Origin of the sequence: Pseudomonas oryzihabitans, assembly GCF_032027545.1 — a bacterium.
Lineage (GTDB): Bacteria > Pseudomonadota > Gammaproteobacteria > Pseudomonadales > Pseudomonadaceae > Chryseomonas > Chryseomonas oryzihabitans_F.
Genome location: NZ_JAVSJB010000016.1, coordinates 40,422 through 64,125 on the forward strand (window position 1 = coordinate 40,422; position 23,704 = coordinate 64,125).

Consider the following 23,704-nt stretch of genomic DNA (forward strand, 5'->3'; position numbering starts at 1 on the left):
TCGCCCTCGATCTCCTTAATTGCACTATATTCTCATTCTCACATAGTGCAAGGGAGTCCGACGAGCCATGGAGCGACTGTGGCAGAATAGCCGGTTTGGTACGAACAGCCTGGGTGAACGATGGCGTTACGTTTCGAACGGCTCAAGTGGCAGGACTGGAAAGGCGCCTTCACGGAGCGCAACTACGAGCGCGGTCGGCGCCTGGCGCTGGACGGCCTGGTGCGTATCCACTCGGCCGCCAAGGGGCAGCTCTACGCCGAATGCAGCAGTCCGGCAGGCCCGGCCTATCGCCAGGCGATCAGCCTGCGGCCAGGCGAGAGCACCTGGCGGGTGGATGCCCGCTGCACCTGCCCGGTCGGCCGCCAGTGCAAGCATGCTGCTGCGGCCCTCATCGAACTGGAACGCCTCCAGCGCGACCAGGCCGAACTGCCGACCGTGCCGGTCGTCAACCAGGACCTGCCGCAGCCGGTGCTGACCCTGGGCAGCCATACCCAGATCGACTATGACCGCCACGTCGGCAAGATGCGGCCGACCGTTCGCCATCGGGCGGCTCTGGCCTTCCAGTACGGCAGGCAGCGGCTGTTCGGCGCCCCGCCCAGAAGCCCGGGCGACGATTACCCCGCCCGCCAGCTGCAGGCCGAACAGCGCTGGCGCCAGACGCTGCTCGATCTCGGCCTGCGCCCGGCCACCCGTCGCAGCGCCGCCCTGCCCGACGACAGTGGCGAGATGTTCGAACTGCCCGACGATCCCGCCTGGCTCAGATTCGTCCAGCAAGGGCTTCCAGGACTGCGCGAGACCGGTTGGCAGATCGAGGCCCACCCCGAGTTCATCTTCGACCTCACCCCGGTCGAGGGCTGGTACGGGCATCTCGAAGAAGTCGAGGACCAGACCACCGCCACCGGTCTCTTCGACGTCGAACTGGGCATCCGCCTGGGGCAGCGCCGGGTCAGTCTGATCCCCTTGCTGATCGAGGCCATTCGCCGCGAACCCTCGCAATACGAACCCGCGACCCTGGCCAGGCGCGCCGACGACGAACCCGTGCTGCTGCGTATCGAGCCGCCGCGCCTGGCCGGCCAGCACGGACGCATCCAGCGGGTCGCCGTGCCCCTGGGCCGGCTCAAGCCGATCCTGCAGGTGCTGGGCGAGCTCTATGCGACGACCGGCCTGGCCCAGGACCGCGCCCTGCGCCTGTCGCGCCTGGACGCCGCGCGCCTCGCCGAGCTGGACGAACGCCTGCCCCTGGAATGGGAGGGCGGCGAACGCCTGCGCAGCTTCGCCGAGCGGCTGCGCAGCTATGCCGCCGAGCCGGTGGTGCTGCCGGACACCCTGCACGCCGAACTGCGTCCCTACCAACGCGAAGGCGTGGCCTGGCTGCAGGCCCTGCGCGAACTGGAGGTCGGCGGCATCCTCGCCGACGACATGGGCCTGGGCAAGACGCTGCAGACCCTGGCGCACATCCTCGTCGAGCAGGCCGCCGGCCGACTCACCGCCCCGGCGCTGATCGTCATGCCCACCAGCCTGATTCCCAACTGGCAGGACGAGATCACCCGCTTCGCCCCCGGCCTGCGGGTCCTCACCCTGCAAGGCAGCACCCGCAGCAGTCGCTTCGAGCGCATCCCCGAACACGACGTGGTGCTCACCACCTATGCCCTGCTCCCTCGCGATGCCGAGCGCCTGGCCGACTACGACTTCCACCTGCAGGTGCTGGACGAGGCCCAGTCGATCAAGAACGCCGCCACCAAGGCCGCCCAGGCCGCTCGCCATCTGCGCGCCCGCCATCGTCTCTGCCTGACCGGTACGCCGCTGGAAAACCACCTGGGCGAGCTCTGGTCGCAATTCCACTTCCTCATGCCTGGCTGGCTGGGCGATGAGAAGACCTTCAAGCTGCACTACCGCATCCCCGTCGAACGCGAGGGCGACGTCCAGCGCCTGGCAGCGCTCAAGGCGCGAGTGCGACCCTTCATGCTGCGCCGCACCAAGCAGCGGGTGGCCAGCGAATTGCCGCCGAAGACCGAGATCGTGCAACTGGTGGAACTCAGCACGGCGCAGCGGGAGCGCTACGAGGCTCTGCGCCTGATGCTGGACGAGCGGGTACGCGCCGAAATCGCCCGCCAGGGGATAGGTCGTAGCCAACTGCTGATCCTCGACGCCCTGCTGCGCCTGCGGCAAGTCTGCTGCGACCTGCGCCTGGTGCCCAACGAAGACGAGACCGTGGCCAAGCCCTCGGCGAAGCTGGCGGCGCTGAACGAGAGACTCGACGCCCTGCTCCCGGGCGGCAGCCGGGTCCTGGTGTTCTCCCAGTTCACCAGCATGCTCGATCTCATCGCGGCGGACCTGGATCAGCGCGGCATCGAGTACGTCACCCTCACCGGGGAGACGCGGGATCGGCGCACGCCGGTGCAGCGCTTCCAGAACGGCGAGGTACCGGTATTCCTGCTCAGCCTCAAGGCCGGTGGCAGCGGCCTCAACCTGACCGCTGCGGACACCGTCATCCACTTCGACCCCTGGTGGAATCCGGCCGCCGAGCAACAGGCCAGCGACCGCGCCTACCGCATCGGCCAGGATCGTCCGGTGTTCGTCTACAAGCTGATCGCCCGCGGCACCCTGGAAGAGCGCATCCAGCAACTCCAGCTGGAAAAGGCCCGGCTGAGCGCTGGCATCCTCAGCGAGAACAGCGGCGACTGGCGCCTCACCGAGAGCGATCTGGCTCAGCTGCTGGCGCCACTGGATCGCTAGCAGGCAGACCCGTTCGCCCTCTTGAAGACGCGGCGCCTGACTGGGCGAGCCGCGTCGCCAGGACCGGAACGCAAAAAGCGCCGGTGAAGCTCAGGCGCTAGCCAGCAGAGGACGCTTCCCCACGCAAAGGCTCAGCAGCAGGCGCCCTTCCTGGGCGCTGCTACTGGAGCCGTCCGCTCATCGAGACGACCGCAAGCAGCTATCCGCACCGTCAGCCCAACGTTCCACGCTACTTTTCTCCCGCGTTGTCCCCTACGGCATCCCCGGTGGCGTCGAGCGCCCTGCTGGAGGGAAACTTGTTCGAGGCGACCCGGACCGCCAGCACCGCAAGCGACAGCAGGAAGATCCCGCCACAGAGATACAGCAGCCCGACATCCGGTGGCCGGTGGTGCGAGACGTCTCCGATCAGATAGCGGGTCAACGCCGTGATGGCGATGTAGAGCAGGAAGCGGATGGGCAGGTGGTTGGTCTTGAAGTAGATGCCGACCATGGCACCCAGCTCCAGGTAGATGAAGAGCAGGAGAATGTCATCGATGTTCGCCTGACCCTTGTCGACCATGCCCATGAAGGCCATCACCGAGGCCCAGGCCGTGGCCGCGCCGATGGCGAACAGGCCGAAGTAGTGGAAGCCTTCCACCAGTAGATTGCCGAGCGAATTCGCCCCGTCGTGCATGCGTTTGCGACTGCTGTTTGCCCATTTCATACTCAGTTGCTCCCTCCAGACACAGGGTGGACACCCGGCAGGCCGGCCAGCGGCTTGCCCAGGCCATCGGCCGTTTGCTGCATACGCTGGCGAAGACGCTCGCGCAAAGACTCATCCATGCTGAAAATTCCCATTCGATAGGCGTGCTGGGTCGCACCCCAGGGTCATCTTATAGCGACAAGCGCACCGACCGGCCAGCGCTGTACTGTCGCAGACTGGACGGGCGCGCCCGCACAGGCTAAAAACGTGAGGAAAAGCCCCGAGGGCCTGGAGTCTGCCGTGGAGCCGCGCCTTGCCTGTCTCGCCTGTCTGGACCGCACCGAACCGCGGCTGCTGGAAGCCGCCCTGTGGATCGCGGCCGAGCATCGTCAGGCACTCGAACCCCAGGCGCTGCTGCGCTCGCTGGACGACTTGGCGCTGCAGCTGGACGCCCGCCTAGACGGCGATGCCAGTCAGTCCGAGCGGGCCCAGGCATTGCTGCGGCAGCTGTGTGAGGCGGGCTTCCGTGCGGCGGAATGGCCGCTCCGCCCCGATGCGGCGCTGCTCGACGAGGTGCTGGCCCGCCGCCGTGGCCAGCCACTGTCCATCGCCCTGGTGGCACTCGAACTGGCGCGGCGACTGGAGATCGACCTGCAGGGCATCGGCTTTCCCGGTCACTTCCTGCTGCGCGTCCCCGGCGCCGACCACCTGCTCGAACCTTTCGGCGGCCGCCGTCTGTACATGAGCGATTGTCGCCAGCTGCTGGTGGATCAGTTCGGCGCCAACGCGCGCCTGCAGGCCACCCACCTGGCCCCCCTCACGCCCCGCCAGATGATGCAGCGGCTGTCACGCAACCTGCGCGAGCTGCATCGGCAGGGCGACCAGCCCCTGGCAGCGCTCAAGGATGCCCAGCGGGTCATCGAACTCGGCGCGGCCGGTGTCGCCGACCATCTGGCGCGGGCCGACCTCTATCGCCAGCTCGATTGTCCCCAGGCCGAGCGCTACGACCTGCAGCACGCCCTGCTGATCAGCGAGGACGATGCCGAACGCGATCAACTGCGGCGACGTCTCGAGCGGCTTGGCACGCCCGCGACCACGCTGCACTAGTGTGGTGTTTCCGAAGTTCGCGCAAGAATTGGCGAGTGATTTTTGGGCGGTTCGGCGTTCCGACTGGGCCAGGCGCCGCGACGAGTCATAGCAGGGCTATGCGAGGAGTGGCAACGCCGCCTAGGCCGAAAAAGCGCCGCCAAAAATGTGCAGATAACTGCTGAAACACCACACTAGCCACGCAGCAACCAGAGCACCAACTGGGCACCGAGCAGATTGCTCAGACCGGCGAGCACCATGACCAGGCCGGCCACGGTGCCCTCCTCCAAGCCGACCTCATAGGCCTTGCTGGTGCCGACGCCATGGGCCCCCATGCCGAACAGGGCACCACGGGCCAGGGCCGACTTGAGCGGCAGCAGCTTGATCAGCAGGCTGCCGAGGATGGCGCCACCCAGCCCGGTGATCATCACGAAGGCGGCGGTCAGCTCGGGCACCCCACCGACGTCGGCCGACATCGGCATGGCGAAGGGCGTGCTGATGGAGCGCGGCAGCATGGACAGCAGCACCCGGTCATCGAGCAACAGCAGCCGGGCCAGCAACCAGGAGCTGCCAATGGCGACCCCACTGCCGACGCACAGCCCTACCAGCAGGGCCTGCCAGTAACGCGCCAGCAGGCGTCGCTGCTGCCAGATGGGCACCGCGAAGGCCACCGTCGCCGGGCCCAGCAAGGTGATCAGCCAACGGCTGTAGTGGGCGTACTGGGCGTAGCTGACCTGCTGCCAGAGCGTGGTGGCATAGAGCAGCACGGTGACGAAGATGATCGGACTGACCACGTACCAGCGCAGCCGGGCATAGAGCAGGCGACTCACGCCGTAGCCGGCCAGCGTCAGCAGCAGCCAGAAGAGTCCGGGCAAATCAAGCATCGCGACGTCCCCGCCGGCGGAACATCCAGTCCACGGCCAGGGCCGTGGCCACCATGGTCAGTACGGTACTGAGCAGGATGGCCAGCAGGATGCGCACGCCCTCCTGACGTAGCAGAGGACCGTAGTCGAGCAGGCTCAGCAAGGCCGGAATGAAGAACAGCAGCATCTCGCCGAGCAGCAACCGGACGCCGCCCTGCAGCCACTCTGGCTCGACGATCCGCGCCGCCAGCAGGAGCAGCAACATGACCAGCCCCACCACGCCACCCGGTACCGGCCAGGCGAAGTAGTTCGCCAACAGCGTGCCCAACCCCCACAGCGCCCCCAGAGCGCATAGCTCCAGAGCCAGGCGCAGATATCTATTCACCCAGGGCTCCATCTCGCAATGAATTCAGCCTGCTAGGATACGCAGGCTGGCGGGTCGAGGACAGCCGCGAAGCCTGGACGGTCCGGGTAAAGCAGCTTTGCCCGTCAGGAAACCTCGGCCGCCAGGGCCGTCACCACGGCGTCCGCCCAGCGCGCGGCGTCCACGTCCGGCGTCACCGTCTCGCTGGCATCGATCCGCAGCATGGGCAGCAGCTCGCGCAGGCCCAACTCGACGAACAGCTCCTGCATCAACTCGCCGCCGCCGCAATAGGTATCGCCATAGCTGGAGTCGCCCAGGGCCAGCACGGCGCTCGGCCGGCCGCGCCACGGCGGCAGGCGATCACGCAGCTGGAAGTACAGGGTCTCCAGGTTGGCGGGCAGCTCGCCCATGCCGGTCGTCGAGGTGATGGCCAGCAGCGCCTCGGGGGCGAAGGCCTCCAGACTGGCGAGATCGGCATTCGGCTGGTGCCAGACCTCATGCCCCGCCGCGGTCAGCCGGGTCTTCACCTGGCGCGCGATGTCTTCCGCGGTGCCGAATACCGATCCATTCAAGAGTGCGACTTTCATGCAGACCTCGAGCTGTGACGGCCGGCCAGTATGCCTCGAACGAGGTCGTTTTTGCGCCCCTGCGATCCTGGAAACGTCAGGCTCTGCCACGGTGTCTCAAGGCTTGCTATGCTAGCGGCGCCTGCTACCCCAGGCATTCTTTCGCCACCTTGCTCGCCTATCCGGCAGCTTGACGGCATCCGGCCTATCCGGCCCGATCGCCCGGAGTTGATGCATGAACCAGCCCGTTACCCTCATGGTCGCGCGCCGCGTCGCGGCCGGCCAATACGACGCCTTCCTGGTCTGGCTGCGCGAAGGCGAAGCCCTGGCGACAGCTTATCCCGGTTATCTCGGCTCGGGTGTCCTGACCCCGCCGCCCGGTGACAACCTGGTGCAGATCATCTTCCGCTTCGCCTGCCCGCGCACCCTCGACGAGTGGGAACACTCCGAGACGCGACGCCGCTGGCTGGAGCGTGGCCAGGGCCTGTTCGAAGCCCCTCAGGCGCGGCGGGCGCAGGGCATGGACGACTGGTTCGGCACCAGCGTGCAAGCCCCGCCCCGCTGGAAGCAGAGTATCGCCGTCTGGCTGGCCTTCTTTCCCATCTCGCTGCTGTTCAATGCGGCCTTCGGCGACTACCTTGCGCACCTACCACTGTTGCCGCGCATCCTGCTGAGTACCCTGATCCTCACGCCGGTAATGGTCTGCGTCTTCATTCCGCTGATCACCCGTGCGCTCAAGGGCTGGCTGCATGGCACGACCTCCCGCGCTGGTCACCTCAGAGGCGGCGCCCGCTAGGCCACCACGGATAGGCCTGCGACCTGATGAGTCGAATGCGTACAATAGGGAGCCAGCTCCCTGGCCGCTTCGCTCATCAGGATCGGGTACCGTCCATGTCAGCAACCCTTCCCCTTCTGGTCACCGGCGCCAATCGCCGTGTCGGCCTCGCCCTGACCCGTCGACTGCTCGCCGCAGGTCAACCGGTCATCGCCGTTTACCGCAGCGATCCAGGGCCGCTGCGCGAGCTGGAGATCGAGGCCTATCAAGTCGACCTGGCCGAAGAGGGGCAACGCACCGCCCTGCTGCAGCAACTGCACGAACGCCACCAGGCCCTGCGCGGCATCGTGCACAACGCCTCGGTGTGGGCGGAAGACGGCCTGGACAATCTGCGCCTGCTCTATCGCCTGCACCTGGAAGCGCCCTATCACCTCAACCTGGGCCTGCAGGATCTGCTGCTGGCCGCGCCGCGCGCCGACATCATCCACATCGGCGACGACAGTGCGACCCGCGGCAGCCGCAATCACATCGGCTACGCCGCCACCAAGGCCGCGCTGCACAACCTGACGCTGTCCTTCGCCGAAGCCCTGGCCCCCACCGTGCGCGTCAACACCATCGCGCCGGGCCTGCTGATCTTCAAGGAAGGCGCCGACGAGGCCTATCGCCAGGCCACCCTGGACAAGGCCCTGCTGGATTTCGAACCCGGCGCCGATCCCATCGTGGATACCGTGCTCTACCTGCTGTCGACCGGCTATGCGACCGGCAGCACCTTCACCGTCAACGGCGGGCGCCACCTGCGCCATGGCCGTCGCTAGCAAGAGGAATCAGTCATGACCGAACAAGACCGCCTGGAACTGGAGGCCGCCGCCTTCCGCACCCTGGTCGAGCACCTGCGCAAGCGTACCGATGTGCAGAACATCGACCTGATGAATCTGTCAGGCTTCTGCCGCAACTGCCTGTCCAAGTGGTACAAGGCCGCCGCGGACGACAAGGGCCTGGAGCTGAGCCTGGATGACGCTCGTGAAGTCGTCTACGGCATGCCCTATGCCGACTGGAAGGCCCAGCACCAGACCGAAGCCAGCCCCGTCCAGGCCGCCGCCTTCCAGGATAACCAGTCCCAATGAGCGACCTGTCCAACTTCCGCGCCAGCCTCGCCAGTGGTACTCATGCGTTCGCCGATACCCTGGCGTTCGTGGCCGAGCACTATGACTACCAGCCCACGGCCTTTCGCAATGGCTCGGTGGAGAACGCCGCCGGCCAGAACGAAGGCTCCTGCAAGACCCTCGGCCTGGCCAAGCTGGAAGGTCTGAGCGACGAGGAGGCCCTGCTGGCTTTCGGCGAGCACTATCGCAGCGTGCTGCAGACGCCCGAAGGCAGCGACCATGCCAACATCCGCGCGCTCATCGCCCATGGCCTGGCCGGTGTCAGCTTCCAGGGCGAGCCCCTGAGTCGGCGCTAGGCATGTCGACGCCCATAAAAAAGCCCTGCAGATGCAGGGCTTTTTTATGGGACCGGGCTCAGACGGCAGCCGCGGGTCTCATGTAGGAGATGGGTGCCAGACCGGAGTCTTCGAAGGTCACCACTTCCCAGGCATCGCGATCGGCCAGCAGCGCACGCAGCAGGCGATTATTCATGGCGTGGCCGGACTTGTAGCCACGGAATTCGCCGATGAGGCTCTTGCCGAGCAGATAGAGATCGCCGATGGCGTCGAGGATCTTGTGCTTGACGAATTCGTCCTCGTAGCGCAGGCCGTCTTCGTTGATCACACCCTTCTCGTCCACCACGATGGCATTGTCGACGCTGCCACCCAGGGCCAGGTTGTGCGAACGCAGGAATTCCAGGTCACGCATGAAGCCGAAGGTACGGGCGCGGCTGACTTCCTTGAGGAAGGAGGTGCTCGAGAAGTCCACCGAGGCCTTCTGGGTACGGTTGTTGACGACCGGATGATCGAAATCGATCTCGAACGTCACCTTGAAGCCGTCGAAGGGCACGAAGGTCGCGCGCTTGTCGCCATCGACGACGCTCACTTCACGCTTGATGCGAATGAACTGCTTGGCCGCTTCCTGTTCCTGCAGGCCCGCGGACTGGATCAGGAAGACGAAGGGACCGGCGCTACCGTCCATGATCGGGACTTCGACCGCCGACAGCTCGACGTAGGCATTGTCGATCCCCAGGCCGGCCATGGCCGACAGCAGGTGCTCGACGGTACCGACCTTGACGCCGTCATCGCTGAACAGGTTGGTCGACATGGTGGTTTCACCCACGTTCTCAGCCCAGGCCGGAATTTCCACGACCGGATCGAGATCGGTGCGACGGAACACGATGCCGGTGTCCACGGGAGCCGGTTTCAGGGTCAGGTATACCTTCTCCCCGGAATGCAGGCCCACGCCGGTCGCGCGGATGGTGTTCTTGAGGGTGCGTTGTCTAATCATGCCAGGGCCGCTCGGTCGCAGGGTGCGAATGGTGGTCAACGAAATCGCGATGATAACAGAAGCGAAAATCGATGCCCACTAATCACACCCGCGCTTGTGATATACCCGATCAATCAGCCTGGCGACGCAGGAAGGCCGGGATATCCAGGTAATCCAGATCGTCGTTGGGATTGACCTTGGCTGCCGCCGCCGAACCACCAAGGTTCTGGCTGCCACGACCGGAGCGCATCGAGGTCGGGTACTTGAGGTCGTCGTAGTTGACCGGTGCCGATTCCTGACGAGCGGCGGCCAGGGTCTGGGTGGTGTTGTCCACGACCTTGACCGGCTTCTCGATGCGCGCGCCGAGGCCAGTGGCGACCACGGTGACGTGCAGTTCATCGCGCATTTCCGGATCGATGACCGCGCCGACCTTGACGGTGGCGTGTTCGGATGCGAAGTCTTCGATGATCTCACCCACGGCAGCGTACTCGCCCAGGGATAGATCCAGGCCGGCGGTGATGTTGACCAGGATACCGCGAGCACCGTGCAGGTTGACGTCTTCCAGCAGCGGGTTGCGGATGGCCGCCTCGGTGGCTTCGCGTGCCCGGTTCGGGCCGCTGGCGTGGCCGGTACCCATCATGGCCATGCCCATCTCGCCCATTACGGTCTTGACGTCAGCGAAGTCGACGTTCATCAGGCCCGGACGCTGCATGATGTCGGAGATACCGCGAACGGCGCCAGCCAGTACGTCGTCGGCCTTGGCGAAGGCGGCCAGCAGGCTGGCGTCCTTGCCGAGGATGGTTAGCAGCTTCTCGTTGGGGATGGTGATCAGCGAGTCGACGCATTCGGACAGGGCACGGATACCCTCGTCGGCGACCTGCATGCGCTTGCGGCCTTCGAAGGGGAACGGACGGGTGACCACGGCGACGGTCAGGATGCCCATTTCCTTGGCGACTTCGGCAATGATCGGCGCAGCGCCAGTACCGGTGCCACCGCCCATGCCGGTGGTGATGAAGACCATGTCGGCGCCTTCGAGGACTTCGGCGATGCGCTCACGATCTTCCATGGCCGCCTGGCGACCGATTTCCGGATTGGTGCCCGCACCCAGACCCTTGGTAACGCCTGGGCCGAGTTGCAGCACGGTACGGGATGTGACGTTCTTCAGGGCCTGGGCGTCGGTATTTGCACAGATGAATTCGACGCCTTCGACTCCGCTTTTGACCATGTGGTTAACGGCGTTGCCACCGCCACCGCCCACGCCGATGACTTTGATCACGGCGCTTTGTGGAATGTTGTCTACGAGTTCGAACATGGTCCCCTCTCTTCCTTTCGGATCTTCGCCTACTGCCGCGGTTTAATTGTGAATTACAAGTTGCCCTGGACCCAACGCTTTATGCGCTCCAGGACTGTGGATTTGGTTTCGCTGCTATATCCGCCAGAAACAACCGGCAAAGGATCGGTCTGTTTTTGCAGACCATAAAGCAACAAGCCGACGCCTGTGGAATAGATAGGATTGCTGACGACATCCGTCAGTCCCTTCACCGTCTGGGGCACCCCCAGGCGTACTGGCATATGGAAAATCTCTTCGGCCAGCTCGACCGCGCCTTCCATCTTCGCGGTACCACCGGTGAGTACGATCCCTGCCGGGATCAAATCCTCGTAACCACTGCGGCGCAATTCCGCTTGCACCAACGTAAATAGCTCATCGTAACGGGGCTCGACCACTTCTGCGAGGGCCTGACGCGATAATTCTCGCGGCGGACGATCACCCACGCTGGGTACCTTGATGGTTTCACCCGGGCCGGCCAGCTTCGCCAAGGCACAAGCATACCGAATCTTGATTTCTTCGGCATATTGCGTTGGGGTCCGCAACGCCATGGCGATGTCATTTGTGACTTGGTCGCCAGCAATAGGTATCACGGCGGTATGGCGAATGGCGCCCTCGGTAAAGATGGCGATATCAGTAGTACCGCCGCCGATATCCACCAGGCAGACGCCCAATTCCTTTTCATCGTCGGTCAATACCGAATAGGCCGACGCCAATTGCTCGAGAATGATGTCGTCGACTTCCAGGCCGCAGCGTCTGACGCACTTTTCGATGTTCTGGGCGGCGTTGACGGCGCAGGTCACGACATGGACCTTGGCTTCCAGGCGCACGCCGGACATGCCCAGGGGTTCGCGTACCCCTTCCTGGTTATCGATCACGTAGTCCTGGGCCAGGGTGTGCAACACGCGCTGGTCGGCGGGAATGGCCACCGCCTGGGCGGCATCGAGCACGCGCTCGATATCCGCAGGGCTCACTTCGCGGTCGCGAATGGCGACGATGCCATGGGAATTCAGGCTGCGAATATGATTGCCGGCAATGCCGACAAAGGCCGAATGGATACGGCAACCGGCCATCAGCTGAGCTTCTTCGATGGCCCGCTGAATGGAGGCGACAGTGGATTCGATGTTGACCACCACGCCCTTCTTGAGCCCGCGCGACGGATGGGTGCCGATCCCGACGATCTCGATCTGACCATCGGAAGACACTTCGCCGACCAGAGCCACGACCTTGGAAGTGCCGATGTCGAGGCCGACGATCATCTTGCCGCTTTGCACGCTTGCCATAGTTAGAAACTTCTCCTCAATGCTTGGCCGGTTCGGTCACGGGGGCGGCGGCGATAGCGGGATCGCGCCAGGCCACGGCCAGACCGTTCGGATAGCGCAGGTCGATCCGCGCGATATTGTCCATCTGTGCCTTGAGCACCTGATCGTACAGGCGCATGAAGCGCCGCATCTTTTCCACCAGTTGGTCGCGGCCGAACACCAGTTCCAGGCCCTGACCGGTGGTGAGGTACCAGCTGCCACGCTCCTGCATCTCCAGCCGCGCCACGGTGTATCCGAGCGGCCGGAGCATCTGGCTGAACATCTGGTACTGCTGCATCACTTGCTGCTGCGCCCGCTTGGGCCCGTACAGCCGCGGTAGGTTGTCATAGTTGGCCAGATCCTGCGGGGCAAAAGCCTCACCCTGGTTATTCAGCAGGGCTTCGTCACCCCAGCGAGCGATGGGCATCTGCTCTTCCAGGCGGATGCTGATCTCGTCCGGCCAGACCCGGCGCACCTCGGCGTGGGCGATCCAGGGCATGGTCTCCAGCTCGTGGCGCATGTCGGCCAGATCGACCTGGAAGAAGGTGGTGCCCACGAAGGGCGCGATCCGCTGCTGCACCGCCTGCTGGCTGATGTAGGACAGATCGCCCTTGACACTGACCTTGGCGATCGGCCGGTCGGCGTAGGGCAGCAACTTCTGGGCGCCTTCGTAGGTACCAAAGCCCAGGCCCAGCAGCAGGAACGGCCAGAGGATACGCTTGAGCAGCCCCAGGCTCGGGCGTGGCAGACGGACCGATAGCGGCTCTTCGGCGACCAGGCGGCTCGCACCACGCGGCTCGACCTGCCGCGAGCGGCCGAAGGGTTGGCTGTGACGTAGGGTGGCGACCAAGGTTCAGCCCTCCACGTGTGCGCCGGCGACGGGGGTCGCCGGCAGGAAAGAGGAAAGGTGACGGCTCATGCCGAGCCTCCTGCCGGCGCGGTGGCGCCGGCGAACAGTGGGTGCTTGAGCAACTGGGGCGCCAGGGCGCCGATATCGCCGGCGCCCTGGCAGAGCAGGATGTCGCCGGGACGCAGCAGCGGCTTGACCAGCGGCGCGATGTTGGCGCCACGCTCGACATAGATGGGGTCGAGCTGGCCACGCTGGCGGATGCTGTGGCAGAGCTGGCGGCTATCGGCGCCGGGAATGGGTTCTTCGCCGGCCGGATAGACTTCCATCAACAGCAGGACGTTGGCATCGGCCAGGACCTGGACGAAATCCTCGTAGAGATCGCGGGTGCGGCTGAAGCGGTGCGGCTGGTAGACCATCACCAGCCGGCGCTCGGGCCAGCCGCCACGCACGGCCTTGATCACCGCGGCGACTTCGCGCGGGTGATGGCCGTAGTCGTCCACCAGCATGACGCTGCCCCCGGCGACCGGCAGGTCGCCATAGACCTGGAAGCGCCGCCCCACCCCCTGGAAGCCGGACAGGCCATTGCGGATGGCCTCGTCGCTGACGCCTTCGTCGGTGGCGATGGCGATGGTGGCCAGGGCGTTGAGCACGTTGTGCACGCCGGGCATGTTGACCGACACGGCGAGGGGCGCATGGCCGTTGCGCAGTACGGTGAAATGGGTGCGCATGCCTTCCTGGCGGATGTCCACGGCGCGCACGTCGGCGTCTTCGGCGGTGCCGTAGGTGACGGTGGGCCGGGCGACCTGGGGGATGATCTCGCGCACCACCGGGTCGTCGACGCAGAGCACGGCCAACCCATAGAACGGCAGGTTGTGCAGGAAATCGACGAAGGTGCGCTTGAGCCGGTTGAAGTCGCCTTCGTAGGTGCTCATGTGGTCGGCGTCGATGTTGGTGACCACGGCGACCATGGGCTGCAAGTGCAGGAAGCTGGCGTCGCTCTCGTCGGCCTCGGCTACCAGGTAGCGGCTGGTGCCGAGCTGGGCGTTGGTGCCGGCGGCGTTGAGGCGACCACCGATGACGAAGGTGGGGTCCAGGCCCTCGGCAGCGAACACCGACGCGATCAGGCTGGTGGTGGTGGTCTTGCCATGGGTACCGGCGACGGCGATGCCGTGGCGATAGCGCATCAGTTCGGCGAGCATCTCGGCACGCGGCACCACGGGAATGCGCTGGTCGAGGGCGGCGGACACCTCGGGGTTGGACTTGTTGATGGCGCTGGATACCACCAGCACATCGACCTGATCCAGGTTCTCGGCGCGATGGCCGATGTAGATGCGGGCGCCAAACTGCTGCAGGCGAGCGGTCACCGCGGATTCCTTGAGGTCCGACCCCGAGACTTCATAGCCCAGGTTCAGCAGCACCTCGGCGATACCGCACATGCCGACGCCGCCGATCCCGACGAAATGGATGCGCCGGATGCTGCGCATACGCCGAACTTCAGCCTGAATGGCGCTTTGCGACTTAACCACGGGCCACCTCCAGGCAGGCGTCCACTACCGCACGGGTAGCATCGGGTTTGGCCAGGGCACGGCTGCGGACGGCCATGTCGGCGAGACGTTCGGGATGCATCAGAACCTCGGTGAGCTGCGCGGCGAGATCCGCCGGGCGGGTGGAATGTTGGGGCAGCACCACGCCGGCACCGGCACGCTCCAGGAAGCGGGCGTTGCTGGTCTGGTGGTCGTCGATGGCGTGGGGCAAGGGAATCAGCAGCGCCGGCAGGCCGGTAGCGGTCAGCTCGGCCACGGTCAGGGCGCCGGCACGGCAGATCACCAAATCGGCCCAGGCGTAGGCGGCAGCCATGTCGCCGATGAAGGGCTGGACCTCGGCCTCGACGGAGGCATTGGCATAACGCTCGGCGGTGACTTCGGCATGCTGGCGACCGGCCTGGTGGCGGACCTGCGGGCGTAGCCCGGCCGGCAGTTGCGCCAGGGCCTCGGGCAGCAGCTTGTTCAGCGGCTCGGCGCCCAGGCTGCCACCCAGCACCAGCAGGTTGGCCGGGCGCTCGTCCAGCGGCGCGCGACTGACCGGGGTAAAGAGCTCGGCCCGTACCGGATTGCCGGTGGACAGGCGCTTGGCCGACGCCGGGAAGGTCTCGGCGAAGCCTTCGCAGACGCGCGCGGCCACGGGTACCAGCATACGGTTGGCAGTACCGGCGTGGGCGTTCTGCTCGTGGATCACCAGCGGGATGTTGCACAGTTTGGCCGCCAGGCCGCCGGGACCGGTGACGAAGCCACCCAGGCCCAGCACGCAGACCGGCTTGAGCCGGCGCATCAGGCCGACGGCCTGCAGCAGCGCACCGCTGAGTTGCAGCGGCGCCTTCACCAGGGAGCGCACCCCCTTGCCCCGCAGGCCGGTGACCTGGATGTGGTGCAGGGGAATGCCGGCCTTGGGCACCACGTCGTTCTCGATGCCGCGCGGGGTGCCGAGCCAGTGGACGGTGTAGCCGCGTGCCTGGAACTCCCGGGCGCAGGCCAACGCGGGGAAGACATGCCCCCCGGTGCCACCGGCCATGATGAGGACGTTAGCGGACATCGGCGAAATCCTCCTCGGTGAACTCCACATCCTCGGTATCCACCAGCGTTCGGCGCTCCCACTCGATGCGCAGCAGCAAGCCCATGCTCACGCAGCAGATCACCAGGGAGCTGCCGCCGTAGCTGAGGAAGGGCAGCGTCAGCCCCTTGGTGGGCAGCAGGCCGACGTTCACGCCGATGTTGATCAGGAACTGGCCGATCCACAGCATCGACAGGCCGTAGGCGACGTAGGCCGAGAAGAATTGCTTGGACTGCTCCGCCCAGTGGCCGATGAACAGGCCACGCACGCAGACGAAGAGGAACAGGCCGACGGTGGCCATGGCACCGATCAGGCCCAGCTCTTCGGCGAGTACGGCGAAGAGGAAGTCGGTATGGGCTTCGGGCAGGTAGAACTGCTTCTGGATGCTGTTGCCCAGCCCCAGGCCGGTCCAGCCGCCACGACCGAAGGCGATCAGCGCCTGGGTCAACTGGTAACCGGAACCGAACTGGTCGGCCCAGGGATCGGTGAAGGTGATCAGGCGCTGCATCCGGTAGGACTGGGTCTGCACCAGGACGAACACCGCCAGCACCGCCAGGGCGACCATCAGCAGGAAGCGGAACAGGCCGACACCACCGAGGAACAGCATGGCGCCGGCAGCGCCCATCATCACTACGGTGGCACCGAAGTCTGGTTCGCGCAGCAGCAGCATGGCCATGGGCAGCAGCACGATGAAGGGCTTGAAGAAGCCCGCCCAGGTGTGGCGCACCTCGTGCTGGCGACGGACCAGGTAGCCGGCCAGGTAGAGCACCACGAAGACCTTGGCGACCTCGGACGGCTGCACGTTGAAGAAGCCGAAGCCGATCCAGCGCAGGGAACCGTTCACCTCGCGGCCGATGCCAGGCACCAGCACTGCCACCAGCAGCAGGAAGGCGATGATCAGCAGCGGAAAGCCGAAACGCTGCCAGGTGGCCATGGGAATCAGCATCACCACGCCACAGGAGACGAAGCCGATGGCCAGGTAGATGAGGTGGCGGTACATGAAGTACAGCGGGTTGCCGGACTGGGCGGCGGCGACCTCGGACGAGGCCGAGGTGACCATCACCAGGCCCAGGCCGAGCAGCAGCAGGCAGCCGGCCAGCAACGGGAAGTCGAGGTCGATACCGTGGCGACTGGCCAGTGGCGAGGGATAGGGACGCAGCAGGCTGAGGATCATGCCAAGTCCCCCACGGCCTGGGCGAACAGGCGTCCACGCTCTTCGAAATTGCGGAACATGTCGAGGCTGGCGCAGGCCGGCGACAGCAGCACGGCATCGCCCGGCCGGCTCAGGGCGCGGCTCTCGCGTACCGCTTCCTCCAGGCTGGCGACCCGCACCTGGTGCACGTCCGCCGGCAGGATCTCGGCGATGCGCTGGGCGTCACGACCCAGCAGCACCACGGCGCGGCAATGACGGCCGATGGGCTCGCGCAGGGCACTGAAATCGGCGCCCTTGCCGTCGCCACCGGCGATCAGCACCAACTGGCCGGCGATGTCGTCGCCCAGGCCTTCGACGGCGGCCAGGGCGGCGCCGACGTTGGTTGCCTTGGAGTCATTGTAATAGTTGACGCCATCCACCTCGCCCACCCACTGGCAGCGGTGCTCCAGGCCAGGAAAGGCGCGCAGGGCGTCCAGCATGGGTTCCAGCGGCAGTCCGGCGGCCTGGCCCAGCGCCAGCGCAGCCAGGGCATTGCTGTGGTTGTGGGTCCCGCGGATCTTGAGTTCCTCGACATCCAACAGGTTGTCGAAGGCCAGCGCCAGGTGGCGGCGGCCCTCCTCCTCGCGAATACCGAAGGCGCGGAAATCCGGGCGTCCCAGGCCGAAGGTCAGGCAGGGCACGCCATCGGCGATCAAGGGCCGCGACAGCGGATCGTCGCGATTCACCACCACCTGGCGAGCCCCGCGGAAGATACGGTGCTTGGCCTGGTGATAAGCCGGCATGCCGGTATAGCGGTCCATGTGGTCTTCGCTGACATTGAGCACCGTGGCCACCTCGGCGTTCAGGCGCTCGCAGGTTTCCAGTTGGAAGCTCGACAGCTCCAGGACGTAGAGTTCGACGTCATCGGCCAGCAGATCCAGCGCCGGGGTGCCGAGGTTGCCGCCAACGGCCACGCGCTTGCCGGCTCGTTGAGCCATGTCGCCCACCAGGGTGGTGACGGTGCTCTTGGCATTGGAACCGGTGATGGCGACCAGGGGCGCCTTGGCATGACGCACGAACAGATCGATATCGCCCGACAGGCGCACGCCACGGGCAGCGGCCTGCTGCAGGGCCGGCGTTTCCAGGGCCAGGCCGGGACTCACGTAGAGTTCGGCGGCGCGGCAGAGGAAGTCGACATCCAGCTCACCGCAACGCACCTCGACCTGGGGATACTGAGTACGCAGGGTCGCGAGTTCCGGCGGCTGTTCCCGCGTGTCGGCCACGGCAAAGGGCACGCCGCGGCGCGCGAGGAAGCGCACCAGCGACATGCCACTCTTGCCGAGGCCGACGACGATACGGAACTGGTCGGAAGCGATGAGCACTGTGATTACCTCAGCTTCAGGGTGGCGAGACCGAACAGCACCAGGATCACGGTGATGATCCAGAAGCGCACGATGACCCGGGGTTCGGGCCAGCCCTTCAATTCGAAGTGGTGATGGATCGGCGCCATGCGGAAGACGCGCTTGCCCGTCAACTTGAACGAGGCGACCTGGATGACCACCGAGAGGGTCTCCATGACGAAGACGCCCCCCATGATGAACAACACCACTTCCTGGCGAACGATGACGGCGATGGTGCCGAGGGCGGCGCCCAGCGCCAGGGCGCCGACGTCGCCCATGAAGACCATGGCCGGATAGGTGTTGAACCAGAGGAAGCCCAGGCCCGCGCCGATCAGGGCACCGCAGAAGACGATCAGCTCGCCGGAGCCTTCCACATAGGGGATCAGCAGGTAGTCGGCGAATTTCACGTTGCCCGACAGGTAGCAGAAGATGCCCAGGGCGCCGCCGACCATTACGGTGGGCATGATCGCCAGGCCGTCGAGGCCGTCGGTGAGGTTGACCGCGTTGCTCGAGCCGACGATGACGAAGTAGGTCAGCACAACGAAGAAAATCCCCAGCGGGATTTCGATGTTCTTCAGCAGCGGCAGGATCAGTGTCGTTTCGATCGGCGCCTTCGCCGTCATGTAGAGGAAGATCGCCGCCCCCAGGCCGAACACCGATTGCCAGAAGTATTTCCAGCGGCTGGGCAGGCCCCGGGAGTTCTTCTCGATCACCTTGCGATAGTCATCGACCCAACCGATGGCGCCGAACAGGAAGGTCACTGCCAGCACGGTCCAGACATAGCGGTTGTGCAGATCGGCCCACAGCAGGGTGCTGATGCCGATGGTGGTCAGGATCAGGGCGCCGCCCATGGTGGGGGTGCCTGATTTGGACAGGTGCGACTGGGGACCATCGTTGCGTACGGCCTGGCCGATCTGGCGGATCTGCAGGGTGCGGATCATCCAGGGGCCGAGCCACAACGACAGCAACAGGGCGGTGAGCACGCCCAGGATGCCGCGCAGGCTGAGGTATTGAAAGACGGCGAAGCCTTTGTAGAACTGTTGCAGGAACTCCGCCAACAGCAGCAGCATCAGTGTTTCTCCTCGGTATTGATGGCGCAGAGCGCCGCGACGACCTTGTCCATCGCGGCACTGCGGGATCCCTTGATCAGCAGGGTGGTTCCGGCCCGGTCCTCGTCCGCCAAGGCCTCGATCAGCTGTTCGCGATCGGCGAAATGCCGGGCCTCGGCACCATAGGCGCGGGCCGCATGGGCCATCGAGGGACCGACGCTGTAGAAGGCGTCCACCTTGCCGCGAGCATGCTCGCCCACCTCGCGGTGCCCCTCTTCGGTCCACTCGCCCAGCTCGGCGATGTCGCCCAGCACCACCACCCGACGGCCCGGCAGGGCGGCCAGCAGGTCGATACCGGCCTTCACCGACGCGGGGTTGGCGTTGTAGCTGTCGTCAATGACCTGGGCGCCGCGCTGGCTGGTCCGGGTCAGGGTGCGGCCCTGGACCGGCGCTGCCTCGGCAAGGCCGTGGGCGACGGTGGGCAGGTCGAGGCCCAGGCTGAGGGCCGCCGCGGCGGCCGCCAGGGCATTGCCGACGTTGTGGGCACCCAGCAGTTGCAGGGTGATGCGCGCCTCGCCTTGGGCGGTGTGCAGGGTGAAGCTCGGACGGCCTTGGCTATCCAGGCTCACCTCGGTGGCCCGGACATCGGCGCGGGCATCCAGGCCGAAGGCGACGACCTTGCGGCCGGCGGCGCGGCGCTGCCAGGTCGCGAAGGCGGCGTCATCGCGATTGAGCACCACGGTGCCCGCCTCGCCCACGCCCTCGATGATCTCGCCCTTGGCCTCGACGATGCGGTCCACGCCACCGAACTCACCCACATGGGCTTGGCCAGCGTTGGTAATGATAACGACATCCGGGCGTGTCAGGCTCACGGTATAGGCGATGTCCCCGACGTGCGAAGCGCCCAGCTCGATGACGCCATAGGCGTGCTCGGCGGCCAGTTGCAGTAGGGTCAGGGGCGCGCCGAGGTCGTTGTTCAGGTTGCCCTGGGTGGCCAGGGTCGGACCCCGCTGACGCAGGACCGCAGCCAGCAGTTCCTTGACCGTGGTCTTGCCACTGGAACCGGTCACGGCGGCAACCTGGCCATGGAAGAGATCACGGTTGAAGGCGCCCAACCGGCCCAGTGCGAGACGCGTATCGGCCACCACCAGTTGGGGCAGATGAACCTCGGGCACCGCGCGTTCGACCAGGGCCGCGGCAGCACCCTGGGCAGCGACGTCCGCCAGGTAGGCGTGACCATCGAAGCGTGGGCCAGTCAGGGCGACGAACAGCTGCCCGGCGACGGCCTTGCGGCTGTCGGTGCCGACGCCGTCGAACAGGGCATCGGCCCCCAGCAGATTGCCGGTCAGCGCCTCGGCCACTTCGGTGAGGGTAAAGGATCTAAGCATGCTGGCACTCCCAGGCGGTCAGGGCCCGCTCGGCCTGGTCGAGATCGGAGAAGGGATGGCGGACGCCAGCGATTTCCTGGTAGGGCTCATGGCCCTTGCCCGCCAGCACCACGACGTCTTGCGGCTTGGCCTCGGCGATCGCCAGGGCGATGGCGGCCTCGCGGCGGCCGGCGAAAAGCACCTGTTCGGGTTGCCGGAAGCCGGCGCGGATATCGGCAACGATGACGGCCGGATCTTCGGTGCGCGGGTTGTCGTCGGTCACCACCACCTGGTCGGCCAGGCGCTCGGCGACGGCAGCCATTTCCGGGCGCTTGCCGCGATCGCGATCGCCACCGCAACCGAAGACGCAGACCAGTCGGCCGGCGGCACCCACATGGGGGCGCAGCGCGGTGAGTACCTTGTCCAGGGCATCGGGGGTATGGGCGTAGTCCACCACTACCAGCGGCCGACCGGCGCCACCCAGGCGCTGCATGCGCCCGGCGGGGCCCTGCAGCTGCGGGAGGATGGCGAGGATGTCATCGAGCCGATGACCCAGCCCCAGCAGAGCACCGATGGCAGCCAGCAGGTTGCTCAGGTTGAAGCGACCGATCAGTTGGCTGCGCAACTCGCCTTCGCCTTGGGCGGTGACCAGCCGGGCACGGACGCCATGGTCATCGAACAGCAGATGCTGGCAATGCAGGTCGGCTTTGGGATTGTCCAGGCTATAGGTCAGGGTCCGCGCCGGACTAGGACAAGTCGCCAGCTCGCGGCCGAAGGCATCGTCAAGGTTGAGGACGCGGGTCCCGAGCGTCGGCCAGGCGAACAGCTGGGCCTTGGCTTCGCCATAGGCGGCCATGGTGCCATGGTAATCGAGGTGATCGCGGGACAGGTTGGTGAACACCGCGACCTTGAAGGCTAGCGCTGCCACCCGGCCCTGGGCCAGGCCATGGGAGGAAACTTCCATGGCCACGCTGGCGGCACCAACCGCGGCCAGCTCGGCCAGGGTCGCCTGCAGCTTGAGCGCGTCCGGCGTGGTGTGGCGGCCTTCGGCGAGGGCGCCATAAAAGCCATTGCCCAGGGTACCGACGATGCCGCAACGCTGTCCCAGCAGGTCACAGGCCTGGGCGATCAGTTGGCTGACGCTGGTCTTGCCATTGGTACCGGTGACGCCAACCAGGGCCAGGCGCCGACTGGGTTCGCCATGGAAACGACCGGCGATGGCGGACAGCTGCCCGGCCAACCCCAGGACGGCAACGAGAGGAATATCCAGCGCCGGCAGCTCAGGCGCATTTTCCGCCTCGTAGGCGATGGCCGCGGCTCCCTGCTCGGCCGCAGCGGCGATATGGGCACGACCGTCGCTGTGCAGCCCGGGGATGGCGAGGAACAGGAAGCCCGGCTGGACCTCGCGGCTGTCCAGCGCCAGACCGACGATGTCGACGGCGGCGGTGGCGCCTGGCAGCAGATCGGGCAGCAGACGGCTCATCGATCACGCTCCCCGACCAGCAAGGTCTTGGCGGCCACCTGGGCCTGCTGCTGTTGCACCGGCAGCGGCTGGAGGTTGTCCGGTTGGATGTTCATCAGGCGCAGGGCGCCGGACATCACCCGGCTGAACACCGGCGCCGAGACCACGCCACCGTAGTAGCCGCCCTTGCTGGGGCGATCGATCACCACCACCGCGACCAGGCGCGGGTTGCTGGTGGGGCCGAAGCCGGCGAACAGCGAGCGATAGGAATTCTCGGCATAGCCGCGAGTACCGGTGCTGGTCTTGCGCGCAGTACCGCTCTTGCCGGCGACGTGATAGCCCGGTACCTGGGCGCGGAAGGCACCACCGGGGGCCTCCACCACCTGTTGCAGCATGCCCTGCAGGGTCTTGGCGACGCGCGCTTCCACCACTTGGTCGCTGGCAGGGGCCTTGTCCAAGCGGACCATGGACAGCGGCACCGAACGGCCATCATTGGCCAGCACCGAATAGGCATGGGCCAGCTGCACGGCGGTCACCGCCAGGCCGTAGCCATAGGACAGGGTCGCCGTCTCGGCCGGACGCCAGGTGCGATGGTTGGGCAGGTTGCCGACGCGCTCGCCGGGGAAGCCCAGGCCGGTATCCTGGCCCAGGCCCACGGCGCGCATGGCGTTGTAGATGTTCTCGCCACCGACGTCGAAGGCGATCTTGCTCATGCCGACGTTACTGGACTTGATGAGGATGCCGGTCAGGTCCAGGGCGCCGTCGCTGTGGGAGACGTCCTTGATGGTGTAGCGACCGATCTGCAGCGAGCCGGGATAGACGTTCACCTTGTCGGTGGGCTTCCAGCGACCGCTGGCCAGCGCCGCGGTCATGGAGATCGGCTTCATCACCGAACCGGGCTCCATGACATCGATCATCGCCCGGTTGCGCATGGCGGCCGGTTCGAGGCTGCGACGATTGTTGGGGTTGTAGGTGGGCATGTTGACCATCGCCAGGACCTCACCGGTCTTGACGTCGACGATGGTCAGGCTGCCGGCCTCGGCTTCGAACTGGGTCAGGGCGTTGCGCAATTCGCGAGCCGCCAGGTACTGCAGGCGCAGGTCGATGGACAGCGCCAGGGTGTTGCCCGGCTTGGCGTTCTTGGCGACCTGGACGTCCCGGATCAGCCGACCGCGGCGGTCCTTGACCACCTGGCGCCGGCCCGGCACGCCGGCCAGCCAGTCGTTGAAGGCCAATTCGATGCCTTCGCGGCCGTGGTCGTCGATGTCGGTGAAGCCGACCACATGGGCCGCCACCTCGCCCGCCGGGTAGAAACGACGAAATTCCTCGATGTCGTAGACACCAGGAATCTTGTGCGCCTTGACCTGCGTCATCACCGCCTCGCCCTGCTCGGGTGTCAGCCCCCGGGCGAGGTAGAGGAATTCCTTGTTGGCATTCTGCTCGATGCGCTTGGCCAGCTCCCCCCGAGGTTGCCCGACGGCATCGGCCAGGATCGCCCAACGGTCCTCCGCGCCGATCAACTCCTTGGGATTGATCCACAGGGTGGTGACCGGGGTACTCACGGCCAGCGGCTCGCCGTTGCGGTCGGTGATCAGGCCACGATGTGCGGGAATCGGGATGGTCCGAACGCTACGGGCGTCGCCCTGCCCCTTGAGGAAGGCGCGGTCGATCACGTGCAGGTCGACGATGCGCCAGACGATGGTACCGACCATGGCCAGCAACAGCC

General features: G+C 66.1%; 22 protein-coding genes. 6 read left to right on the forward strand and 16 right to left on the reverse strand.

The genetic code is table 11. The annotated features are described in order from the left end of the window. Positions 1 to 120 precede the first annotated feature (120 nt). Positions 121 to 2,736 carry a DEAD/DEAH box helicase gene (locus RND78_RS21140; RefSeq protein ID WP_312731895.1) on the forward strand — a complete coding sequence of 872 codons (2,616 nt, stop codon included), beginning with the start codon at positions 121 to 123 and terminating at the stop codon, positions 2,734 to 2,736. A gap of 229 nt (positions 2,737 to 2,965) precedes the next feature. On the opposite strand, the gene RND78_RS21145 is transcribed toward RND78_RS21140, so the two are convergent. Further along, a complete protein-coding gene (locus RND78_RS21145; RefSeq protein WP_312731896.1) occupies positions 2,966 to 3,439 on the reverse strand; it encodes a phosphate-starvation-inducible PsiE family protein in 474 nt (157 codons plus the stop codon). 279 nt (positions 3,440 to 3,718) lie between these two features. Here RND78_RS21145 and RND78_RS21150 point away from each other — a divergent pair, with 279 nt between their 5' ends. Beyond that, positions 3,719 to 4,525, forward strand: coding sequence for a transglutaminase family protein (locus tag RND78_RS21150; protein WP_312731898.1), 807 nt, complete (start codon positions 3,719 to 3,721; stop codon positions 4,523 to 4,525). A gap of 173 nt (positions 4,526 to 4,698) precedes the next feature. On the opposite strand, the gene RND78_RS21155 is transcribed toward RND78_RS21150, so the two are convergent. The 3 genes from RND78_RS21155 to RND78_RS21165 all read right to left on the reverse strand — a co-directional run bounded on the left by RND78_RS21155 (position 4,699) and on the right by RND78_RS21165 (position 6,318). Next, a complete protein-coding gene (locus RND78_RS21155; protein ID WP_312731899.1) occupies positions 4,699 to 5,388 on the reverse strand; it encodes an LrgB family protein in 690 nt (229 codons plus the stop codon). Beyond that, on the reverse strand, positions 5,381 to 5,764 hold the full coding sequence (locus RND78_RS21160) for a CidA/LrgA family protein (protein ID WP_409457093.1): 384 nt from the start codon (positions 5,762 to 5,764) through the stop codon (positions 5,381 to 5,383). Before RND78_RS21160 ends, RND78_RS21155 begins: the two co-directional genes overlap by 8 nt. 92 nt (positions 5,765 to 5,856) lie before the next feature. After that, positions 5,857 to 6,318, reverse strand: a complete 462-nt coding sequence (locus RND78_RS21165) for a flavodoxin (RefSeq protein ID WP_312731900.1) — start codon at positions 6,316 to 6,318, stop codon at positions 5,857 to 5,859. A 214-nt stretch (positions 6,319 to 6,532) separates the two neighbouring features. Between RND78_RS21165 and RND78_RS21170 the strand changes: the two genes are divergently transcribed. The 4 genes from RND78_RS21170 to RND78_RS21185 all read left to right on the forward strand — a co-directional run bounded on the left by RND78_RS21170 (position 6,533) and on the right by RND78_RS21185 (position 8,531). After that, positions 6,533 to 7,093, forward strand: a complete 561-nt coding sequence (locus tag RND78_RS21170; RefSeq protein ID WP_312731901.1) for an antibiotic biosynthesis monooxygenase — start codon at positions 6,533 to 6,535, stop codon at positions 7,091 to 7,093. A gap of 95 nt (positions 7,094 to 7,188) precedes the next feature. Continuing rightward, positions 7,189 to 7,887, forward strand: a complete 699-nt coding sequence (folM, locus tag RND78_RS21175; protein WP_312731902.1) for a dihydromonapterin reductase — start codon at positions 7,189 to 7,191, stop codon at positions 7,885 to 7,887. 15 nt (positions 7,888 to 7,902) lie between these two features. Next, on the forward strand, positions 7,903 to 8,196 hold the full coding sequence (locus RND78_RS21180; protein ID WP_312731904.1) for a DUF1244 domain-containing protein: 294 nt from the start codon (positions 7,903 to 7,905) through the stop codon (positions 8,194 to 8,196). Further along, complete coding sequence (locus RND78_RS21185) at positions 8,193 to 8,531, forward strand: HopJ type III effector protein (protein WP_312731906.1); 339 nt, start codon at positions 8,193 to 8,195, stop codon at positions 8,529 to 8,531. Before RND78_RS21180 ends, RND78_RS21185 begins: the two co-directional genes overlap by 4 nt. Positions 8,532 to 8,589: 58 nt before the next feature. Here the strand turns inward: RND78_RS21185 and lpxC are convergent, their stop codons facing one another. The 12 genes from lpxC to RND78_RS21245 all read right to left on the reverse strand — a co-directional run bounded on the left by lpxC (position 8,590) and on the right by RND78_RS21245 (position 23,690). After that, on the reverse strand, positions 8,590 to 9,504 hold the full coding sequence (lpxC, locus tag RND78_RS21190) for a UDP-3-O-acyl-N-acetylglucosamine deacetylase (RefSeq protein ID WP_059230293.1): 915 nt from the start codon (positions 9,502 to 9,504) through the stop codon (positions 8,590 to 8,592). A 109-nt stretch (positions 9,505 to 9,613) separates the two neighbouring features. Next, complete coding sequence (ftsZ, locus tag RND78_RS21195; RefSeq protein WP_059230294.1) at positions 9,614 to 10,795, reverse strand: cell division protein FtsZ; 1,182 nt, start codon at positions 10,793 to 10,795, stop codon at positions 9,614 to 9,616. 53 nt (positions 10,796 to 10,848) lie between these two features. After that, positions 10,849 to 12,093 carry a cell division protein FtsA gene (gene ftsA / locus RND78_RS21200; protein WP_059230295.1) on the reverse strand — a complete coding sequence of 415 codons (1,245 nt, stop codon included), beginning with the start codon at positions 12,091 to 12,093 and terminating at the stop codon, positions 10,849 to 10,851. Between the two features lie 16 nt (positions 12,094 to 12,109). Beyond that, a complete protein-coding gene (locus tag RND78_RS21205; protein WP_059230296.1) occupies positions 12,110 to 12,961 on the reverse strand; it encodes a cell division protein FtsQ/DivIB in 852 nt (283 codons plus the stop codon). A gap of 65 nt (positions 12,962 to 13,026) precedes the next feature. Further along, the gene (gene murC / locus RND78_RS21210; RefSeq protein ID WP_312731911.1) at positions 13,027 to 14,445 is read right to left on the reverse strand and encodes a UDP-N-acetylmuramate--L-alanine ligase; all 1,419 of its coding nucleotides are present in this window, start codon (positions 14,443 to 14,445) and stop codon (positions 13,027 to 13,029) included. A 34-nt stretch (positions 14,446 to 14,479) separates the two neighbouring features. Further along, a complete protein-coding gene (murG, locus tag RND78_RS21215; RefSeq protein WP_312731912.1) occupies positions 14,480 to 15,550 on the reverse strand; it encodes an undecaprenyldiphospho-muramoylpentapeptide beta-N-acetylglucosaminyltransferase in 1,071 nt (356 codons plus the stop codon). Further along, positions 15,540 to 16,739 carry a putative lipid II flippase FtsW gene (gene ftsW / locus RND78_RS21220; RefSeq protein WP_153014266.1) on the reverse strand — a complete coding sequence of 400 codons (1,200 nt, stop codon included), beginning with the start codon at positions 16,737 to 16,739 and terminating at the stop codon, positions 15,540 to 15,542. The genes murG and ftsW overlap by 11 nt, the downstream gene beginning before the upstream one ends. Beyond that, positions 16,739 to 18,082 carry a UDP-N-acetylmuramoyl-L-alanine--D-glutamate ligase gene (gene murD, locus RND78_RS21225; RefSeq protein WP_312731913.1) on the reverse strand — a complete coding sequence of 448 codons (1,344 nt, stop codon included), beginning with the start codon at positions 18,080 to 18,082 and terminating at the stop codon, positions 16,739 to 16,741. The genes ftsW and murD overlap by 1 nt, the downstream gene beginning before the upstream one ends. Positions 18,083 to 18,087: 5 nt before the next feature. Beyond that, complete coding sequence (gene mraY, locus RND78_RS21230; protein ID WP_059230300.1) at positions 18,088 to 19,170, reverse strand: phospho-N-acetylmuramoyl-pentapeptide-transferase; 1,083 nt, start codon at positions 19,168 to 19,170, stop codon at positions 18,088 to 18,090. After that, on the reverse strand, positions 19,170 to 20,537 hold the full coding sequence (murF, locus tag RND78_RS21235) for a UDP-N-acetylmuramoyl-tripeptide--D-alanyl-D-alanine ligase (protein WP_312731915.1): 1,368 nt from the start codon (positions 20,535 to 20,537) through the stop codon (positions 19,170 to 19,172). Before murF ends, mraY begins: the two co-directional genes overlap by 1 nt. Continuing rightward, the gene (locus RND78_RS21240) at positions 20,530 to 21,999 is read right to left on the reverse strand and encodes a UDP-N-acetylmuramoyl-L-alanyl-D-glutamate--2,6-diaminopimelate ligase (RefSeq protein WP_312731916.1); all 1,470 of its coding nucleotides are present in this window, start codon (positions 21,997 to 21,999) and stop codon (positions 20,530 to 20,532) included. Before RND78_RS21240 ends, murF begins: the two co-directional genes overlap by 8 nt. Further along, positions 21,996 to 23,690: a peptidoglycan D,D-transpeptidase FtsI family protein gene (locus tag RND78_RS21245; RefSeq protein WP_409457094.1), complete on the reverse strand. Its 1,695-nt coding sequence runs from the start codon at positions 23,688 to 23,690 to the stop codon at positions 21,996 to 21,998. Before RND78_RS21245 ends, RND78_RS21240 begins: the two co-directional genes overlap by 4 nt. Between the last annotated feature and the right edge of the window lie 14 nt (positions 23,691 to 23,704).

Excerpts from the sequence above, each read along its gene's own strand:
- RND78_RS21170 (WP_312731901.1), top strand. The coding sequence starts at position 6,533 with ATGAACCAGCCCGTTACCCTCATGGTCGCGCGCCGCGTCGCGGCCGGC.
- RND78_RS21245 (WP_409457094.1), bottom strand. The coding sequence starts at position 23,690 with ATGGTCGGTACCATCGTCTGGCGCATCGTCGACCTGCACGTGATCGAC.
- RND78_RS21145 (WP_312731896.1), bottom strand. The coding sequence starts at position 3,439 with ATGAAATGGGCAAACAGCAGTCGCAAACGCATGCACGACGGGGCGAAT.
- ftsZ (WP_059230294.1), bottom strand. The coding sequence starts at position 10,795 with ATGTTCGAACTCGTAGACAACATTCCACAAAGCGCCGTGATCAAAGTC.
- mraY (WP_059230300.1), bottom strand. The coding sequence starts at position 19,170 with ATGCTGCTGCTGTTGGCGGAGTTCCTGCAACAGTTCTACAAAGGCTTC.
- murG (WP_312731912.1), bottom strand. The coding sequence starts at position 15,550 with ATGTCCGCTAACGTCCTCATCATGGCCGGTGGCACCGGGGGGCATGTC.
- folM (WP_312731902.1), top strand. The coding sequence starts at position 7,189 with ATGTCAGCAACCCTTCCCCTTCTGGTCACCGGCGCCAATCGCCGTGTC.
- murF (WP_312731915.1), bottom strand. The coding sequence starts at position 20,537 with ATGCTTAGATCCTTTACCCTCACCGAAGTGGCCGAGGCGCTGACCGGC.
- RND78_RS21240 (WP_312731916.1), bottom strand. The coding sequence starts at position 21,999 with ATGAGCCGTCTGCTGCCCGATCTGCTGCCAGGCGCCACCGCCGCCGTC.
- murC (WP_312731911.1), bottom strand. The coding sequence starts at position 14,445 with ATGCGCAGCATCCGGCGCATCCATTTCGTCGGGATCGGCGGCGTCGGC.
- RND78_RS21185 (WP_312731906.1), top strand. The coding sequence starts at position 8,193 with ATGAGCGACCTGTCCAACTTCCGCGCCAGCCTCGCCAGTGGTACTCAT.
- ftsA (WP_059230295.1), bottom strand. The coding sequence starts at position 12,093 with ATGGCAAGCGTGCAAAGCGGCAAGATGATCGTCGGCCTCGACATCGGC.
- RND78_RS21140 (WP_312731895.1), top strand. The coding sequence starts at position 121 with ATGGCGTTACGTTTCGAACGGCTCAAGTGGCAGGACTGGAAAGGCGCC.
- lpxC (WP_059230293.1), bottom strand. The coding sequence starts at position 9,504 with ATGATTAGACAACGCACCCTCAAGAACACCATCCGCGCGACCGGCGTG.
- RND78_RS21165 (WP_312731900.1), bottom strand. The coding sequence starts at position 6,318 with ATGAAAGTCGCACTCTTGAATGGATCGGTATTCGGCACCGCGGAAGAC.
- RND78_RS21155 (WP_312731899.1), bottom strand. The coding sequence starts at position 5,388 with ATGCTTGATTTGCCCGGACTCTTCTGGCTGCTGCTGACGCTGGCCGGC.
- RND78_RS21180 (WP_312731904.1), top strand. The coding sequence starts at position 7,903 with ATGACCGAACAAGACCGCCTGGAACTGGAGGCCGCCGCCTTCCGCACC.
- RND78_RS21160 (WP_409457093.1), bottom strand. The coding sequence starts at position 5,764 with ATGGAGCCCTGGGTGAATAGATATCTGCGCCTGGCTCTGGAGCTATGC.